Annotated in this window: 15 protein-coding genes; 11 read left to right on the top strand and 4 right to left on the bottom strand. The window is 69.4% G+C overall.

Features of this window, described 5'->3' with window-relative positions:
• Positions 1-2 precede the first annotated feature (2 nt).
• The 3 genes from J2X21_RS05920 (at position 3) to J2X21_RS05930 (ending at position 1,994) form a co-directional block, all read left to right on the top strand.
• Positions 3-878 (top strand): LysR family transcriptional regulator, encoded by an 876-nt coding sequence (locus J2X21_RS05920; RefSeq protein ID WP_310326092.1) that lies wholly within the window; start codon positions 3-5, stop codon positions 876-878.
• The gene (locus tag J2X21_RS05925) at positions 875-1,456 is read left to right on the top strand and encodes a cold shock and DUF1294 domain-containing protein (RefSeq protein ID WP_310326095.1); all 582 of its coding nucleotides are present in this window, start codon (positions 875-877) and stop codon (positions 1,454-1,456) included. The genes J2X21_RS05920 and J2X21_RS05925 overlap by 4 nt, the downstream gene beginning before the upstream one ends.
• A gap of 82 nt (positions 1,457-1,538) precedes the next feature.
• Complete coding sequence (locus J2X21_RS05930) at positions 1,539-1,994, top strand: hypothetical protein (protein ID WP_310326098.1); 456 nt, start codon at positions 1,539-1,541, stop codon at positions 1,992-1,994.
• On the opposite strand, the gene J2X21_RS05935 is transcribed toward J2X21_RS05930, so the two are convergent.
• Positions 1,972-2,655, bottom strand: a complete 684-nt coding sequence (locus tag J2X21_RS05935) for a 2-keto-4-pentenoate hydratase (protein ID WP_310326100.1) — start codon at positions 2,653-2,655, stop codon at positions 1,972-1,974. The two genes, J2X21_RS05930 and J2X21_RS05935, sit on opposite strands and share 23 nt — an antisense overlap.
• A gap of 128 nt (positions 2,656-2,783) precedes the next feature.
• Here J2X21_RS05935 and J2X21_RS05940 point away from each other — a divergent pair, with 128 nt between their 5' ends.
• Both J2X21_RS05940 and J2X21_RS05945 read left to right on the top strand, forming a co-directional pair.
• A complete protein-coding gene (locus J2X21_RS05940) occupies positions 2,784-3,713 on the top strand; it encodes a Gfo/Idh/MocA family protein (protein ID WP_310326102.1) in 930 nt (309 codons plus the stop codon).
• A 79-nt stretch (positions 3,714-3,792) separates the two neighbouring features.
• Positions 3,793-4,335: a hypothetical protein gene (locus J2X21_RS05945; RefSeq protein WP_310326104.1), complete on the top strand. Its 543-nt coding sequence runs from the start codon at positions 3,793-3,795 to the stop codon at positions 4,333-4,335.
• Positions 4,336-4,413: 78 nt separating this feature from the next.
• Here the strand turns inward: J2X21_RS05945 and J2X21_RS05950 are convergent, their stop codons facing one another.
• Entirely contained in the window at positions 4,414-5,205 is a 792-nt protein-coding gene (locus J2X21_RS05950; RefSeq protein ID WP_310326106.1) for a DODA-type extradiol aromatic ring-opening family dioxygenase, read from the bottom strand.
• A gap of 99 nt (positions 5,206-5,304) precedes the next feature.
• Between J2X21_RS05950 and J2X21_RS05955 the strand changes: the two genes are divergently transcribed.
• Genes J2X21_RS05955 through map form a run of 6 tightly spaced genes read left to right on the top strand, consistent with a single transcriptional unit; the run spans position 5,305 to position 11,629 of the window.
• Positions 5,305-6,624 carry a hypothetical protein gene (locus J2X21_RS05955; protein ID WP_310326109.1) on the top strand — a complete coding sequence of 440 codons (1,320 nt, stop codon included), beginning with the start codon at positions 5,305-5,307 and terminating at the stop codon, positions 6,622-6,624.
• On the top strand, positions 6,621-7,304 hold the full coding sequence (locus J2X21_RS05960; protein ID WP_310326112.1) for a hypothetical protein: 684 nt from the start codon (positions 6,621-6,623) through the stop codon (positions 7,302-7,304). The genes J2X21_RS05955 and J2X21_RS05960 overlap by 4 nt, the downstream gene beginning before the upstream one ends.
• Positions 7,304-10,120 (top strand): ATP-binding protein, encoded by a 2,817-nt coding sequence (locus tag J2X21_RS05965; protein WP_310326114.1) that lies wholly within the window; start codon positions 7,304-7,306, stop codon positions 10,118-10,120. Before J2X21_RS05960 ends, J2X21_RS05965 begins: the two co-directional genes overlap by 1 nt.
• Complete coding sequence (locus tag J2X21_RS05970) at positions 10,113-10,556, top strand: acyl-CoA thioesterase (RefSeq protein ID WP_310326115.1); 444 nt, start codon at positions 10,113-10,115, stop codon at positions 10,554-10,556. The genes J2X21_RS05965 and J2X21_RS05970 overlap by 8 nt, the downstream gene beginning before the upstream one ends.
• A 36-nt stretch (positions 10,557-10,592) precedes the next feature.
• Positions 10,593-10,841 carry a ParD-like family protein gene (locus J2X21_RS05975; RefSeq protein ID WP_310326117.1) on the top strand — a complete coding sequence of 83 codons (249 nt, stop codon included), beginning with the start codon at positions 10,593-10,595 and terminating at the stop codon, positions 10,839-10,841.
• Entirely contained in the window at positions 10,838-11,629 is a 792-nt protein-coding gene (gene map, locus J2X21_RS05980) for a type I methionyl aminopeptidase (RefSeq protein ID WP_310326119.1), read from the top strand. The genes J2X21_RS05975 and map overlap by 4 nt, the downstream gene beginning before the upstream one ends.
• A 1-nt stretch (position 11,630) precedes the next feature.
• Here the strand turns inward: map and J2X21_RS05985 are convergent, their stop codons facing one another.
• On the bottom strand, positions 11,631-12,236 hold the full coding sequence (locus J2X21_RS05985) for a GNAT family N-acetyltransferase (protein WP_310326121.1): 606 nt from the start codon (positions 12,234-12,236) through the stop codon (positions 11,631-11,633).
• A 101-nt stretch (positions 12,237-12,337) separates the two neighbouring features.
• Positions 12,338-14,665 carry a 5-methyltetrahydropteroyltriglutamate--homocysteine S-methyltransferase gene (metE, locus tag J2X21_RS05990; protein ID WP_310326123.1) on the bottom strand — a complete coding sequence of 776 codons (2,328 nt, stop codon included), beginning with the start codon at positions 14,663-14,665 and terminating at the stop codon, positions 12,338-12,340.
• Between the last annotated feature and the right edge of the window lie 37 nt (positions 14,666-14,702).

Genomic DNA, 14,702 nt, shown 5'->3' on the forward strand with positions numbered 1-14,702 from the left:
TCATGCTCGACCAGCTCAAACGCATGGCCGTGTTCGCCAGCGTCATCGGCCATGGCAGTTTTGCCGCCGCGGCGCGGCAGTTGCGCACCAGCACCTCGGCCGTCAGCCAGCAGATCCGGGCGCTGGAGACCGACATGGGTGTCACGCTGCTGCACCGCTCCACGCGCAAGCTCAGCCTGACGCCCGCCGGCGAGCGTTTCCACGCCGGCTGCGCGGCCATGGTGGCGGCCGCCGAGACCGCCCAGGCGCAGCTGCAGCAGCTGCGCGACGCGCCCGAGGGCGAGCTGCGCATCGCGATGACGGTGGGCTTCGGCCGCCGCATCGGGCCCGCGCTGGCGCCGCTGCTGGCGGCCCATGCCGGGCTCAAGCTGCACCTGCAGGTGGAGGACGGCTTCACCGACCTGGTGGCCCACCGCATCGACCTGGCCATCCGCTTCGGCCGCCTGCCCGACAGCCAGTGGGTGGCGCAACGCATCGGCACCGTGCACACCAGCCTGTATGCCGCGCCGGCCTACCTGGCCCAGCACGGCGTGCCTGGCACGCTGGACGGCTTGCGGGCCGCCGACTGGCTGATGCTGAACGACGGGACGGACCAGCCGCGCCGCCTGCCGGGTTCCGACGTCAGCGTGCAGCCGCGCTACACCAGCAACAACCAGCTGACGCTGCAGCAGCTGTGCGAAGCCGGCCTGGGCCTGGCGCCGCTGGGGGATGCAGACGTGGCCGAGGCCGTCGCCGCCGGCCGCCTGCTGCGGCTGGACACCCAGCTGGCGCTGCCCGAGTTGCCCATCTGGGCGCTGACGCCGCAGCGAGACGCCCAGCCGGCCAAGGTCCGCCACGCCATCGCGGCGCTGAAGTCCCATCTGGCGGAGGTGCGATGAAGGGCCGGTTGACCCAATGGGATGACGCCAAGGGCTACGGCTTCATCACGCCCGACGGCGGCGGTACCAAGTGCTTTGTCCACGCCAAGGCCTTCGGCCTGCGGCCGCAGCGGCCCTTCATCGGCGAGCGGCTGAGCTACCGCGAAGGCCTGGACGCGCAGGGCAAGCGCCGCGCGCTGGACGTGCAAAGCCTGGAGCCCCGCGCCGCGCCGCCGGCGCCCAAGCCCCGCGACGACGGTCGCGTGCTGCTGCTGGTGCCGGCCTTCGCCGCCCTGGTGGCGGCTGCCGACCTGCTGTGGGGGCTGCCCCACGGGCTGTGGGGGCTGTATACGGCGATGAGCATGGCCACCTTCATCACCTACTGGCTGGACAAGCGCGCTGCCACGCGCGGCGACTGGCGCGTGCCCGAGGCCACGTTGCACGGCCTGGCGCTGGCCTGCGGCTGGCCCGGCGCGCTGCTTGCACAGCGGCTGCTGCGGCACAAGAGCGCGAAGCGATCGTTCCGGCGCGTCTACTGGGCGATGGTGGTGCTCAACATCGCTGGCTTCGTCGCGATCTTCACGCCGCTGGTGCGATGAAGCTCTTGCAGGGAATAGTGCCCGCGGGTGCTGGCGCGGCTGTGCCTAGCATCGCCCACTCAACAACTGGCGAGCCGTACGCATGAAGAAGCTCCTCTCTGTCGTGATGGTGATGGCCTTGCCGCTGGGCGCGATGGCCGCAGGTGTGGAACGGTTGACGATGACGTCCTGGCACCTCACGCCTGCCGCCAACGTCGCAACGACCTACAACGCCACCTGCGCCCACGGCACCTACACCATGACCGTGACCCGGCCGCCGCGCGCCGGCGCCGTCGCCTTGGCCGTTCAGGATGGAACGACGAATCGCAGGGCCGACCTGACGGAAACGGCACTCGGCCAACTCTTGACCGAGCCCAGCGGCTTCGGCGAACTGAGATTTGCGTGCCGGCCCGGGCGGCTGTTCGTGTTCTATCGCGGCGCGACGCAGGCCGGCGAGGAAGCCAGCCCGGTCGCTCAAAGCGCGGTGTTCGCCTTGTCGGCGGACGGTGACTTGTCGGTCCCGCCAGCTGAGGGCATCACCGTGACGCCGGTGCGCTGAACGCGAAGTCGCTGAAGCCTTCGATGGCTAGCTTGCCCTGCACCGAGCCGGTCCATGCATGCAAGCCGCCCCAGGCGCCCGTCGTGACGACGGTGCGGGCTTTCACGGTGGCACCGTCGCGCGTCGCGTGCGCAAACCACGCGGGCAGCACGCCGGCCGGGTTCGCCAGCGAATGCCCGCCACGCCGCACGATGGCCTCCTGGCCGGGTAGCGACAAGCGCCATTCGACATTCGCCCAATCCAGCGCGCGATAAGGCTGCCAGTCGCCCAGCAACAGGCCCGCATTGCTCTGGAAGTCCGCCATACGCAGCAGCGCCGGCGCGTCCATGCCTTCGGCCCAGCGCGACGCCACCAGCTCGACGGCGATGCACATCGCTTCGGGCGATCCAGAAGCATCGACGCGCAGCGCCACCTCGGCCTCGAGGCCCAGCAGGTGCGGGCTGCCCGCCACCGGATTCACCGGCGAATGGCTGAATGGCCCCTGCGGGCCGGCGCCGCCGGACTTCCAGCGGTCCAGCGGCCAGCCTAAAGCGCGCGCCACGCCATCCTGCACGGCATAGGCGTCGGCCTCGGTGAGCACGGCGGTGGCCCAGTCGGCGGCTTGCAGGCGGCTGCCGTCCCGGTGGCAGGCGGCGAGGGCTTGGATCAGCGCTTCAATCATGAATGTGAGTGTCTGTGGGGCGGGGAGCTGGGCGAAGCGCCTTCGGGGTGAAATCACGGCCGGGCCGTGAGCCCGGCAACAACCCGCTGCGCGCCCGGCGCGCGGCGACACGATTCTCTGGGAACAGCATGGCACTGAAGTTGGGCTTGGTCGGCATCGGCAAGATCGCCCGTGATCAACACATTCCGGCGATCGCCGCCGATCCGCGTTTCGAACTGGTGGCTACCGCCAGCCGCAACGCGAGCGTGGACGGCGTGGCCGCCTTCACCAGCGTCGAGGCCCTGCTGGCCGCCGTGCCGGAGCTCGACGCCATCTCCATCTGCACGCCGCCGCAGGCCCACTTCCAGGCCGCGTTGGCCGCGCTGCGGGCCGGCAAGCATGTGATGCTGGAAAAGCCGCCCGCGGCGACGACGCGCGAGATCGCGCTGCTGCAGGAAGAGGCCGCGCGCCATGGCCGCACGCTGTTCCAGACCTGGCATTCGCGCTTCGCTCCGGCGGTGAGCGCGGCGCGTGACTGGGTGCACAAGTCGACGCTGACCGGCGGCGCCATCCGCTGGAAGGAAGACGTGCACAAGTGGCACCCCGGCCAGCAGTGGCTGTGGGACGCGGGTGGTCTAGGCGTGTTCGACCCCGGCATCAACGCGCTGTCCATCCTGACCGAAGTGCTGTCGGCGGAGGCCTGCGTGCACAAGGCCGCGCTGGACTTCCCCGAGAACCAGCAGGCGCCCGTCGCGGCCCGGCTGGACCTGCGCACCGAAGCCGGCGTCAGCATCGACGCCGATTTCGACTTCCGCCACAAGGGCGAGGAAGCCTGGGACATCGAGCTGTTCAGCACGACCGCCCGGGCACGCCTGTCCCGTGGCGGCAGCGCGCTGGAGATCGACGGCCGGCTGGTGGTGGACCGCCCGGCGATGGAGGGCGAGTACCCCGGCCTCTACGCGCGCTTCGCCGAGCTGTGCGCGGCCGGCAGGAGCGAGGTCGACTGGCGGCCGTTCCAGCTGGTGGCCGACGCCTTCCTGATCGGCGAGCGCCGCACGGTGGCGGCGCATCAGGTTTGAGCGAGCCTCTCGTCGAACTCGCGTCGCACAATGGGCGGTAGTCCTTGGCTTTCGCGATTCAAGTTCGTCATTCAGCCCAATGCATCCAGCAGACGCAGCGCTACTTGCCTTGGTGGAGAGCCGAGGGCACGCGTTAGGTGACCTTTTTCTGGCGGAAGGGCGCGTATACGCCTCGGACGACGCTGGCGATTTCCAGTCGACATCGACCTACGAAGCGCTTCACGGCCTATGCCCGGAAGATGAAGCCAAGCTCATTGCGTTTCTCCGACGCCTGGCCGTTCCCGAGTACGTATCCATCGTGCATCTGGACGACGAGATCGTTCAGGTCAGAGAGTGGGAATCGCTTCACGGAGATCTAGAAAGACTTCTTCAACAGCACGGGCGGCTCGGCACTTTCGGCGAAGGCGATTTCATCCTCGTTGACGACTACTACTCGTCGCTGCAGCACAAGATCGAATGCATCAGCCCGGATGCCTTCACCTCTTCGCTTGTCGACGCGACGCAGGCCGTTCTCAAGCGCTACCCGAGGAGGTGGGAGGTCATCTTCGTTGCCCCCGCTGCCGGCGGTGGAGACCATGCGTACAGCGTGTATGCCGACCAATGCATCAAGCGCAGCGAGTAGCCGTTCGTTGCGCCAGAGCCAGGTCCGACCAGCTGGCTGCATTCAGCTGTTGGACCTTTGCCGGTTGATCTTGCCCGTTTACCCAAATCTGAAGCTCGACGCCGTCACGCCGCCCAGGAACCCGGTCTCGTGATAGTTGCAGGTCGCCATATCGCCTTCGGCGGCGCCGGCGGCCACCATCAGCGGCAGCAGGTGTTCCTCGCGCGGATGCGCCAGCCGGGCCGCGGGCGCCATGGCCCAGGCCTGCAGGCGCTCGGCGCGGCCTTCCGGCGAGGGCAGGGCGTCCTGCAGCCAGGCGTCGAATTGCGCCGACGGCTCGCGGCCCTGCGCGCCGTACAGCCGCAGGTTGTGGAAGCTGAAGCCGCTGCCCAGGATCAGCACGCCTTCGTCGCGCAGCGGTGCCAAGGCGCGGCCCAGCGCCAGGTGGTCGGCCGGGCTCAGGCCGCGCTTCAGCGACAGCTGCACCACCGGCACATCCGCGTCGGGGTACATGGGCACCAGCGTGCAGAAGGCGCCGTGGTCGAAGCCACGCTGCGCGTCGCGCGCCGCCGCAAAGCCGGCCGCCTGGATCAGCGACACGACGCGTTCGGCCAGCACCGGATCGCCCGGCGCGGGGTAGACCACCTCGTAGGTGTGCGACGGGAAACCGCCGTAGTCGTACAGCATGCCCGGCGCGGGCGAGGTCATCACCGTGAAGAGGGTTTCCTCCCAGTGGGCGGAGATCATCAGGATGGCCTTTGGCTTCTCCGGCAGCGTGTCGGGCAGCGCCTGCAGCGACGCTTCCAGCTGCGCATGGGCCCGGCGGTAGTCGCCGTCCATGAACGGCCAGGGGCCGCCGCCGTGGGAGAGGAAGAAGGTTGGTTGTCTCATGATGGGCTCAGTTTGAGCCTGCCCTGCTGAATCAGGGTTCAACCTAGTCGGGGACACCGCTCAAAGCGTCTGAATGCCCTCCCCGATAATCCGCGCCCCATGTCCCAGCCCGTGCAGCTCCCAAATTCCCCGCCTGATAGCGACGATGCCCTGCGCGTCGAGGACTATTTCCGCGACGGCACCGTCCCCGAGGACGCGCTGCTGTGGTGGCAGCTGGAGCGCCAGGACGCGCTGCTGGCCGCCCAACGCGCGCTGTTCGGCGGGCCGGCACCGCTGGTGCGGCTGCGCGTGTGGGTGTTCTTCGAGCTGATGGCGCTGCGCGAGTCGCGGCTGACGCGCGAGGCGCTGAACCAGGCCTTCCACGTGCTGCGCGACGAGGCGCTGGACAACGTGCTCAAGCGCCTGCGCGACGCCGATCTGCTGGCCTGGGACGCGACCGCGCAGACCTATGCCGTCACGCCGCTGGCTCAGCAACTGGTCGGCATCCTGCAGCCGCTCTCGCAGGAGCAGGCGCCCGACGGCGACCTGGCCTCGCTGCTGGCCGGCGTGGCCGGCGCCCATCAGCTGGGCACCTTGCAACCCGCGCAGCTTCAACACTTGCTGGCGCAGCTGTCACGCCTCTACGACGAATTCGCCGACGCCATCGCCAGCGGCAGCGAGTTCGCGCTGCGCCGCGCGCGCACGCGCTTCGAGAAGGCGCTGACGTTGGTGGACCGCGCCGGCGAGGCGCTGGGCGCCATCATTGCGCAGGCCGAGTCGGCCGGCGAGGCGCGGCTGGAGCGCCTGGCCCGCGAGCTGGGCCTGGCCCAGGCGCGGCTGCTGGCGATGGCCAGCCAGTTCAACCGCGCGCTGCAGCAGGCCGACCGCCAGCGCGTGACGCTGGGCTCCACCGGCATCACGACGACCGACGTGCGCCGCTGGCTGCAGAGCCAGGGCGACCTGGCCACGCTGCTGAACGGTGCGTGGGAGCGGCCGGTGCACCCGGTGCTGGTGGCGCAGCGCGACCTCGTCGACACCGCCGAGGCCGAGTTCGAGCGCGACCGTCCCAAGCCCGCCGAAGCCGCCGCGCTGCCGCAAGGCCAGGCCGCGCCGACCGGCGAGCTGTCCGTCATGCAGCTGCCGCCCGACATGGACCAGATGCAGGCGCTGCTGAATGCCTGGACGGCCGCCGGCACGACCGAGGCCCGCGACCTCGCGCCCGCCATCCTGGGCGACAGCTATGCCCGCGCCTCCTACCGTGCCCAGCTGCTGCCGCTGTTGGGCGACGCGCAGGCCCGCCACCTGAAGGGCGCTACCGGCGACATGGCCCGCCAGCCCTGGTCGGTGCGCTGGTCCGCCGAGCAAGGTCCCGTGGACGACGAGTTCGTCAAATGGATGAGCCGCGGCGTGTTGACCCCTGAATCTTCTTCCTCCGAATGAGCCCACTCGACGACTCCCAGCAACTCGCCGCGCAACTGCTGGCCCGGCGCTGGCTGCCGCGCAGCCATCCCCTCGTGAAGCGCGCGCTGATCGACACCGAGCTGTGGATGCAGCTCGGCGCGCGCCTGGCCGGCGTGGGCCTGCAGCTGGTGGACAACGTGCATGCCGACCACATCGCCGTCGCGCTGATGCGCCCGGCCGAGAGCGCCGTGTTCGGCGAGATGGGCCTGGCCGCCAACAACAACCTCGACATCCCGCGTGACGGCGTGGCGTTGCTGGTGGTGCTGTGGAGCCTGATCGTGCTGCCCAAGCGGCAACGCCAGGTGGCCCGCAGCGACGCCATCCACGCCGGCCAGGGCGAGATGTTCGCGGCCGACAAACCCATGCCGCAGGCCGCCAGCGTCGCGCCGCTGATCAGCTACCGCAGCCTGCTGGCCGACTTCGGCGACCAGCTCGGCAAGAAGCTGCGCATGGACACCAACCTGAAGCTGCTGGAGCGCCACGGCTTCATCACGCGCCGCGGCGAGGACATCGCCGAGGGCCCGCTGCTGGATCTGCTGATCGACTACGACCTGCTGGCGCCGCGCATCCTCGACGGTGCACTGGGTGACGTGCTGGCCCGCGCCGGCCACCCGGTCTCGCGCCCCGAAGAAGCCGAACAACAAGACATTGACGACTGATGTTCCACCTGCAATCGCTTGAACTGCTGCACTGGGACTACTGCCAGCGCGTCACGCTGCCTCTCGACGGCGCCATCATCACCATCGCCGGCCCCAATGGATCGGGCAAGACCACGCTGCTGGACGCGATGCGCACGCTGCTGGGCCTGGAATGCTCCGGCGGCCGCACGTACAAGACCTACGCCCGCCACGCCAACGCCGAGACGGCCTGGCTGCGCGCGCTGGTGGACAACCGCCCGCGCTCGCGTCAGAACAGCAGCCGGCCGTTCGCGTCGTCGCTGCTGTACGCCGACCAGGTGACGCTGGCCTGCCGCATCGAGCGCCACGGCGGCGACTGGGTGCGCCGCTACGTCATCCTCGACGGCGTGCACGAGATCGAGCAGCTGGCCGAGAAGGGCGACCGCGACTGGCTGGGCATCGAGGCGTGGAAGAAGCGCCTGGAAGCCGCCGGCCTCACGCGCGCCATTGGCCGCGTGCTGGCGCTGGAGCAGGGCCAGACCGACCGGCTTTGCGAGCTGAGCCCGAAGGAGCTGCTGCGCCTGGTCTTCGAGGTGTTCGGCGACCAGGAAGTGCTGGACCGCTACGAGCAGGCGCGCAGCCACCAGCAGCAGCTGGGCAAGGAGGTCGAGCAGGCCGCAGGCGAGCTGGCGCACACGCAGGCCCAGCTCAGCGACCTGGCCAATCGCGTCAACAGCCACCGCCAGTACCAGCTGAAGATCCAGGAGCGTGAGCGGCTGGCCACCGAGGTGCTGCCCGTGCTGCGCTGGAGCGAGGCGCGTGAACGCATCACCCGCGATGCGCGCGAGCTGCATCGCCAGCGTCTGTTCGCGTCGGGCGACGTGAAGGCGCTGAGCGATAAGCGCGCGGCGCTGCACGGCCTGTTCACCGCGCAGGAAGCGGCCAAGGAACGGCTGAAGGCGCTGGACGGTGAACGCCGAGAAGCCCGCGCCGCGTTCGACGCCGCCCGCGAGGCCGAGCGGCCCGCCGAGGCGCTGGTCAAGCGCGAGGACGAGCTGAAGGCGCTGGCCGACGTGGAGGCCGATGCCGCCGCGCTGACGGCCAAGATGCAGGAGCTGGCGTCCGAACGCGAGCGCTTGCGCGCCGACTACACGCGTGCCAGCGACAAGGCCTCGCGTGCGCAGGCGCAGCTCGGCGAGCTGAGCGGCAAGCGACTGCCGCCACCGCCGCCCGAGGTCGCGCCGATGAAGCGTGCGCTGGACGACGCCGGCATCGCCCACTACCTTGTGGCCGATTCCATCGACATCGCCGACGAGACCTGGCGCGCCGCCGCCGAAGGCCTGCTGCGCCCGTCGCGCTGGGTCGTCGTGCTGAAGCACCGCAGCGACGAAGGCCGCGCCTTCGACATCGCCGCCAAGCAGCGCTACCGCCATTACGTTGTGTCCGACACCTCGCCCGTCACGCAGGCGCCGGCCGGCACGCTGCTGGCCGCACTGAACGTCAGCGCGCCGCTGCCGGCCTGGTTGGCGCGGCAACTCGGCGGCATCCGCTGCGTCACCTCGACGGAAGAGGGCGCCCAGGTTGGCGGCGAATGGATCACCACCGACGCCTACTACCGCGACGGCCGTGGTGGCCGCAGCGTGTTCGTCGAGCCTCGGGATCACCAGTTCGGCGCGTCGGCCGTCGATTCGCGCCGCGGTGCGCTGGAAAGCGAACTCGCGCGTTGGGACGGCGAGCTGAGTCGTATCGCCAAGGCTCAGGCGGAAGTCGAACGCCAGTTCAAAGACGTGCAGCGTGCGGCTGTGGGCCACAAGGCGGCGCAAGAGTTGAGCGAGCGCGCCGACGAGTTCGCCGAAGCGCGTTCACGCCTGCCCGTGCTGCGTCAGGCGCGTGCCGAGGCGTCCACGCGCATGAGCTCGCTGGACAGCGAGCATGACCGCGTCGTGCGTGAGTCCACGCGCAGCGAGCAGGCCTACGAAGGCGCGCAGATCGCGCTGAAGGATGGCGAAGGCTCCGCCGCAGGCCGCCTGCGCGAGCACGAAGCCAAGCGCGACGCGCTGCGCAAGGCGTCGCAGGAATCGCGCAAGCAGAAGGCGCAGTTCCCGGCGAGCTGGGTCACGCCGGCGGCACTGGCCGCCGTCCGCGACGAGTTTGAGAACGCCCGCCAGGCTGAGATCCGCGCGCATCACGTGGACCAGGAGCTGGAAGGCGGCCACTGGGAGGTGGACGCGACCGTGGTGGACCGTCACGCACGCATGGCCGCGCAGGTGCATGAGCAGGACACGCAGTTGAGCGACCGCCGCGCCAGCAACGAACTGGCCCGTATCGCCGCGTTCAACGCCCGCGAGCGCTACATCGACGTGATGCGGGCCACCGTGCGCCGCTACAAGAAGAACGTCGCCGAGCTGGGCGAGCTGGCCGGCACGACCGCCGAGGCCGTGCTGCCGCACCTGGACAACGACGACACCGTGCTGGCCCAGGCCGGCCTGCACGTGAAGTTCAACTTCGACGGCAAGGGCGAGGTGGGCCTGAACGACGGCGAGGCCTCGGGCGGCCAGCAGGTGTTGAAGAGCCTGATCCTGCTGGTCGGCCTGATGAAGGACGACGAGACCCCCGGTGGCTTTGTCTTCATCGACGAGCCCTTCGCTCACCTGGACGTTCGCAACATCCAGCTCGTCGGCCACTTCCTGCGCAGCACGCGCGCGCAGTACCTGCTGACGACGCCGATCACGCACAACGTCGAGGTCTTCGAGCCCAGCGAGATCACGCTGGTGACCAGCAAGAAGCCTCGCGGCGAACGCTGGGCACCTCCCATCGCGGTGCTGGCCCGGCGGCCGGAAGTGTCGGTCTATGAATGACTGGGACTATCCGTCGCCGTTCACGCTGGCGCTGACGCCGGCGGCCGAGCACATCGACGGGCTGGCCCACACCAACAACGCGGTCTACGTGCAGTGGTGCGAGCAGGCCGGCTGGGCGCACTCCGAGGCGCTGGGCCTGTCGCTTGATGACTACCGGCGCCTGGACCGCGCAATGGCCATCCGCGAAGGCCACTACGACTACCTGCTGCCGTCCTTCGAGGGCGAGGCGCTGGTGCTGGGCACCTGGCTGACCGCCAGCGACGGCCGGCTGACGATGGAGCGGCGCTTTCAGCTGCGCCGGGCCAGCGACGGCGTGACGCTGGTGCGCGGGCGCTGGGTGCTGGTGTGTATCGCGATCAGCGACGGCAAGCCGAAGCGCATGCCGGCGGAGTTTTTGAGCATCTACGACGCAGCGGTCGTTCCCAAAACCGACTGATATACGTTTCGTATACGAAGCGTATATAGTCGCGGCATGGGAATCGTCAAAATCTCCGATCCGTTGCACGAGAGCCTGCGCGTCGCCAGCCAGGCTCTTTCTCGTTCCATCAACGCCCAGGCCGAGCACTGGATGCGCATCGGCATGCTGGCCGAGTTGCACCCGCAGCTGAACCACAGCGAGTTGTGCCAGTTGCTGATCCGCGCCGAGCAGGAGGGCGGGCTGGACCTGGCGCGCCTTGCCGGTTGGACTCAGCCGGCCAAGGCGAAAGGAGCTCGCGCATGAAGAGCATCAAGCTGCGCACGCCCGAGCAGGTCGCCAAGGCCCGCGCGGCCGGCCACCTCATCGCCGAGGTGCTGGCCATGCTGAAGCCGCACGTCGTGCCCGGCGTGACGACCGACGAGCTGGACGCCATCTGCCACGACTACATCGTGAACACGCTGAAGTGCATCCCGTCCAACGTGGGCTATCACGGCTACCCGAAGACGGCCTGCATCTCGCCGAACCATGTGGTGTGCCACGGCATCCCGTCCAAGGACAAGAAGCTGAAGAAGGGTGACATCGTCAACGTGGACGTGACGCTGACCAAGGACGGCTGGTTCGGCGACAGCAGCCGCATGTTCATCGTCGGCGAGGCCAATGTGCTGGCACGCCGGCTGGTGATGACGACCTACGAGGCGCTCCGCGCAGGCATCCGCCAGGTGCGCCCAGGCGCAACGTTAGGCGACGTGGGCCACGCCATCCAGCAGGTCGCGCACGCGGCTGGCTTCAGCGTCGTGCGCGAATACGGCGGCCACGGCATCGGCGACATCTATCACGACGATCCGCACGTGAACCACTTCGGCCGTCCGGGCGAGGGACTCAAGTTGCAGGAGGGCATGATCTTCACGATCGAGCCCATGATCAACGCGGGCGGCGCCGGCATCCGCGAACTGAACGACGGCTGGACGGTGGTCACGCGCGACCACTCGCTGTCGGCGCAGTGGGAGCACATGGTCACCGTCACCAAGGACGGCTTCGAGATCCTGACGCCGTGGCCGGATGGGTTGGGGGAGTATCCGGCGATTGAGTGACTCAACGCTGCCCGTGCGGCAGATACATGCACCACAGGGTCGCGCTGCCGAGGCGCCCGCGGCCGGTCTCCACAAAACCGGCACGCTCGTAGAACCGCACATTCGACGCCTTCGCCGTCTCCAGGTAGACGCCGCTGGACAACGGGTCGGCGGCTGACAGGTCGCAGAACGACTGCAGCAATTGCGCGCCCAAGCCCTGTCCATGCAGGGCCGGGTCCACGCCGATCACGCCCAGGTAGTAGTGAGGCAGGGTCGGCTTGCCTTGGGCGGCGATGCCGTCATAGACAGCCAGGCGGTCGGACAGCCCGGGAATGGTGGTCTCGAAGCGATCCCAGTCATCCGACACATCAGTGGGCCACGCCGGGGGTGCGGTCGTGTAGCCCATCGCTGCACCTTGAATGCCGCCTGCGGTGCCTCGGGCCACGAGGACCGGCATGTTGAGCGCGAGCCGGGCTCGCATCAGCAGCGAGAAGAATTGCGTGACGCGTTCGTCGTAGCCCGGCGCCGCCTGGAGCAGGAACTCGGTGATCGGGTCCCGCGAGAACGCCGTCGCCAGGCAGCCGACGGCTGCGTGAAGATCGGGAGAAGCTGCAGCGGTGATTGGCATGGTCGATCGGTCGGTCGGGATGGCGATCCCGGCTCCGCATGGTGCCTGAATGTGTCAGGGTTCGCAGGCCACCGCCACCTATCAAGCGACAAGTCCGGGTATCAGCCTACCGATACCGCTTCCCTCAACTGCCTCGCCGCCTCCACCATCCGCCCTAGCGCCGCTTCCGTCTCTGCCCACCCCCGCGTCTTCAACCCGCAGTCCGGGTTGACCCACAGCAGCTCCGGCGGAATGACCTCGGCCGCCTTCTTCAGCAGCCGCAGCATGTCGGCCGTGCCGGGCACGCGCGGCGAGTGGATGTCGTAGACGCCGGGGCCGATCTCGTTGGGGTACTTGAACTGCCCGAAGCCGCGCAGCAGCTCCATGTCGGAACGGCTTGTCTCGATGGTGATGACGTCGGCGTCCATGGCCGCGATCTCGGGCAGGATGTCGTTGAACTCCGAGTAGCACATGTGGGTGTGGATCTGCGTGTCGTCGCGCACCGGGCTGGCGGTCACGCGGAAGGCGCGCGTGGCCCAGGCCAGATAGTTGCTCCAGGCCGCGCGGCGCAGCGGCAGGCCTTCGCGGATGGCGGGCTCGTCGATCTGGATGACGGCGATGCCGGCGGCCTCCAGGTCGGCCACCTCGTCGCGGATGGCCAGCGCGATCTGCAGCGCGGAGTCGGCGCGCGGCTGGTCGTCGCGCACGAAGGACCATTGCAGGAGGGTGATGGGGCCGGTCAGCATGCCCTTCATGGGCCTGGCCGTCAGGCTCTGCGCGTAGACGGTCCAGTCCACCGTCATGGCCTTGGGGCGCGACACGTCGCCGAACAGCACCGGCGGCTTCACGCAGCGCGAGCCGTAGCTCTGCACCCAGCCGTTGGCGGTGAAGGCGAAGCCCGACAGCTGTTCGCCGAAGTACTCGACCATGTCGTTGCGCTCGGCCTCGCCGTGCACCAGCACGTCCAGGCCTAGCGTCTCTTGCTTGCCGACCGCAAGCTGGATCTCGCGCTGCATGGCCTCGCGGTAGGCGGCTTCATTCAGCGTGCCACACTTGAAGGCCGCGCGGGCGGCGCGGATCTCGGGTGTCTGCGGGAAGGAGCCGATGGTCGTCGTCGGGAAGCTCGGCAGCCGCAGGCGCTGGCGTTGTGCGGCCTGGCGGGTGGGGAAGGGCGAGCGGCGCTGGTCGGCGTCCGTTGGCAGCGCCTTGAGCCGCGACGCGACGCTGGCGTTGCGCACGCGCCGGCTGGCGATGCGGGTGGCGCGAGCGATGCGCGACTCGGCCAGTTCGCGGGCCACGCTGGCTTCATCACCCCACAGCGCGCGCTTGAGCACGCGCAGCTCGTCCAGCTTCTCGACGGCGCCGGCCAGCCAGCTCTGCAGTTCCGAATCCAGCGCCTTGTCGTGGCGAAGACTGAAGGGCACGTGCAGCAGCGAGCAGGACGGCGCCACCCACAGCCGGCCGCCGCGCAGTTCCTGCACCTTGCGCAGCTGCACCAGCGCGGCGTCGAGGTCGCTGCGCCAGATGTTGCGGCCGTCGACGATGCCCACCGACAGCTCGCGGTCCAGCGGCAGGCGCAGCGCGACGGGCAGCAGTTCCTCGGGTGCGCGCACGGCGTCCATATGCAGGCCGGCCACGGGCAGCTCGCAGGCGAGGTTGAGGTTGTCCTGCAGCGGCGAGAAGTAGGTCGCCAGCAGCAGCGGCTGGCCGACGACGCCCAGGCGCGCGTAGGCCTGGCGCAGCGCGCCCTGCCAGGCGGGGCTCAGGTCCAGGCCGAGGATGGGTTCGTCCAGCTGCACCCAGGTCACGCCGCGGGCGGCCAGGCGGGTCAGCAGCTGTTCGTAGGCGGGCAGCAGGCGCGGCAGCAGCGCGAGGCGGTCGAAGCCGTCCTGCTTGCTCTTGCCCAGGTACAGGAAGCTCACCGGCCCGAGCAGCGCGACCTTGGGGCTGGCGGGCAGCGCGATGGCCTCATCGACCTCGGCGAGCAGGCGTTCGGCGTTCAGGCTGAACTCGGTGGCGCTGTCGAACTCGGGCACGAGGTAGTGGTAGTTGGTATCGAACCACTTGGTCATCTCCAGCGCGGGCACGCCGTCGACTTCGGCTGCGCCGCAGCCGCAGGCAGCGTCGTGGGCATGGGTCGTCGTGATGCCGCGGGCCATCGCGAAGTAGCGCTGCAGCGGCGCTTCCTGGCCCGTGAAGCCGAAGCGCGCCGGCTCGCAGCCGAACAGCTGGATCAGGTGGGCGACGTGGTCATACAGCGCGAAGTCGCCGACGGTGACGTGGTCCAGCCCGGCGCCGAGCTGCAGCTGCCAGTGGCGGGCGCGCAGCGCGGCGGCCTGGGTTTCCAGCTCGGCGGCGGGCAGCTCGCCGCGCCAGTGGCGCTCCAGCGCGGTCTTCAGTTCGCGGTGCTCGCCCATGCGCGGGAAGCCGAGGATATGAGTCTTGATCATGATGGATCGACGAGTAGATGAATTTCGTTCGTGATGA

Origin of the sequence: Roseateles asaccharophilus (genome assembly GCF_031458115.1) — a bacterium.
Lineage (GTDB): Bacteria > Pseudomonadota > Gammaproteobacteria > Burkholderiales > Burkholderiaceae_C > Pelomonas > Pelomonas asaccharophilus_A.

Excerpts from the sequence above, each read along its gene's own strand:
- map (WP_310326119.1), top strand. The coding sequence starts at position 10,838 with ATGAAGAGCATCAAGCTGCGCACGCCCGAGCAGGTCGCCAAGGCCCGC.
- J2X21_RS05925 (WP_310326095.1), top strand. The coding sequence starts at position 875 with ATGAAGGGCCGGTTGACCCAATGGGATGACGCCAAGGGCTACGGCTTC.
- J2X21_RS05930 (WP_310326098.1), top strand. The coding sequence starts at position 1,539 with ATGAAGAAGCTCCTCTCTGTCGTGATGGTGATGGCCTTGCCGCTGGGC.
- J2X21_RS05945 (WP_310326104.1), top strand. The coding sequence starts at position 3,793 with ATGCATCCAGCAGACGCAGCGCTACTTGCCTTGGTGGAGAGCCGAGGG.
- J2X21_RS05950 (WP_310326106.1), bottom strand. The coding sequence starts at position 5,205 with ATGAGACAACCAACCTTCTTCCTCTCCCACGGCGGCGGCCCCTGGCCG.
- J2X21_RS05935 (WP_310326100.1), bottom strand. The coding sequence starts at position 2,655 with ATGATTGAAGCGCTGATCCAAGCCCTCGCCGCCTGCCACCGGGACGGC.
- J2X21_RS05970 (WP_310326115.1), top strand. The coding sequence starts at position 10,113 with ATGAATGACTGGGACTATCCGTCGCCGTTCACGCTGGCGCTGACGCCG.
- J2X21_RS05920 (WP_310326092.1), top strand. The coding sequence starts at position 3 with ATGCTCGACCAGCTCAAACGCATGGCCGTGTTCGCCAGCGTCATCGGC.
- J2X21_RS05940 (WP_310326102.1), top strand. The coding sequence starts at position 2,784 with ATGGCACTGAAGTTGGGCTTGGTCGGCATCGGCAAGATCGCCCGTGAT.
- J2X21_RS05965 (WP_310326114.1), top strand. The coding sequence starts at position 7,304 with ATGTTCCACCTGCAATCGCTTGAACTGCTGCACTGGGACTACTGCCAG.
- J2X21_RS05960 (WP_310326112.1), top strand. The coding sequence starts at position 6,621 with ATGAGCCCACTCGACGACTCCCAGCAACTCGCCGCGCAACTGCTGGCC.
- J2X21_RS05975 (WP_310326117.1), top strand. The coding sequence starts at position 10,593 with ATGGGAATCGTCAAAATCTCCGATCCGTTGCACGAGAGCCTGCGCGTC.
- metE (WP_310326123.1), bottom strand. The coding sequence starts at position 14,665 with ATGATCAAGACTCATATCCTCGGCTTCCCGCGCATGGGCGAGCACCGC.
- J2X21_RS05985 (WP_310326121.1), bottom strand. The coding sequence starts at position 12,236 with ATGCCAATCACCGCTGCAGCTTCTCCCGATCTTCACGCAGCCGTCGGC.
- J2X21_RS05955 (WP_310326109.1), top strand. The coding sequence starts at position 5,305 with ATGTCCCAGCCCGTGCAGCTCCCAAATTCCCCGCCTGATAGCGACGAT.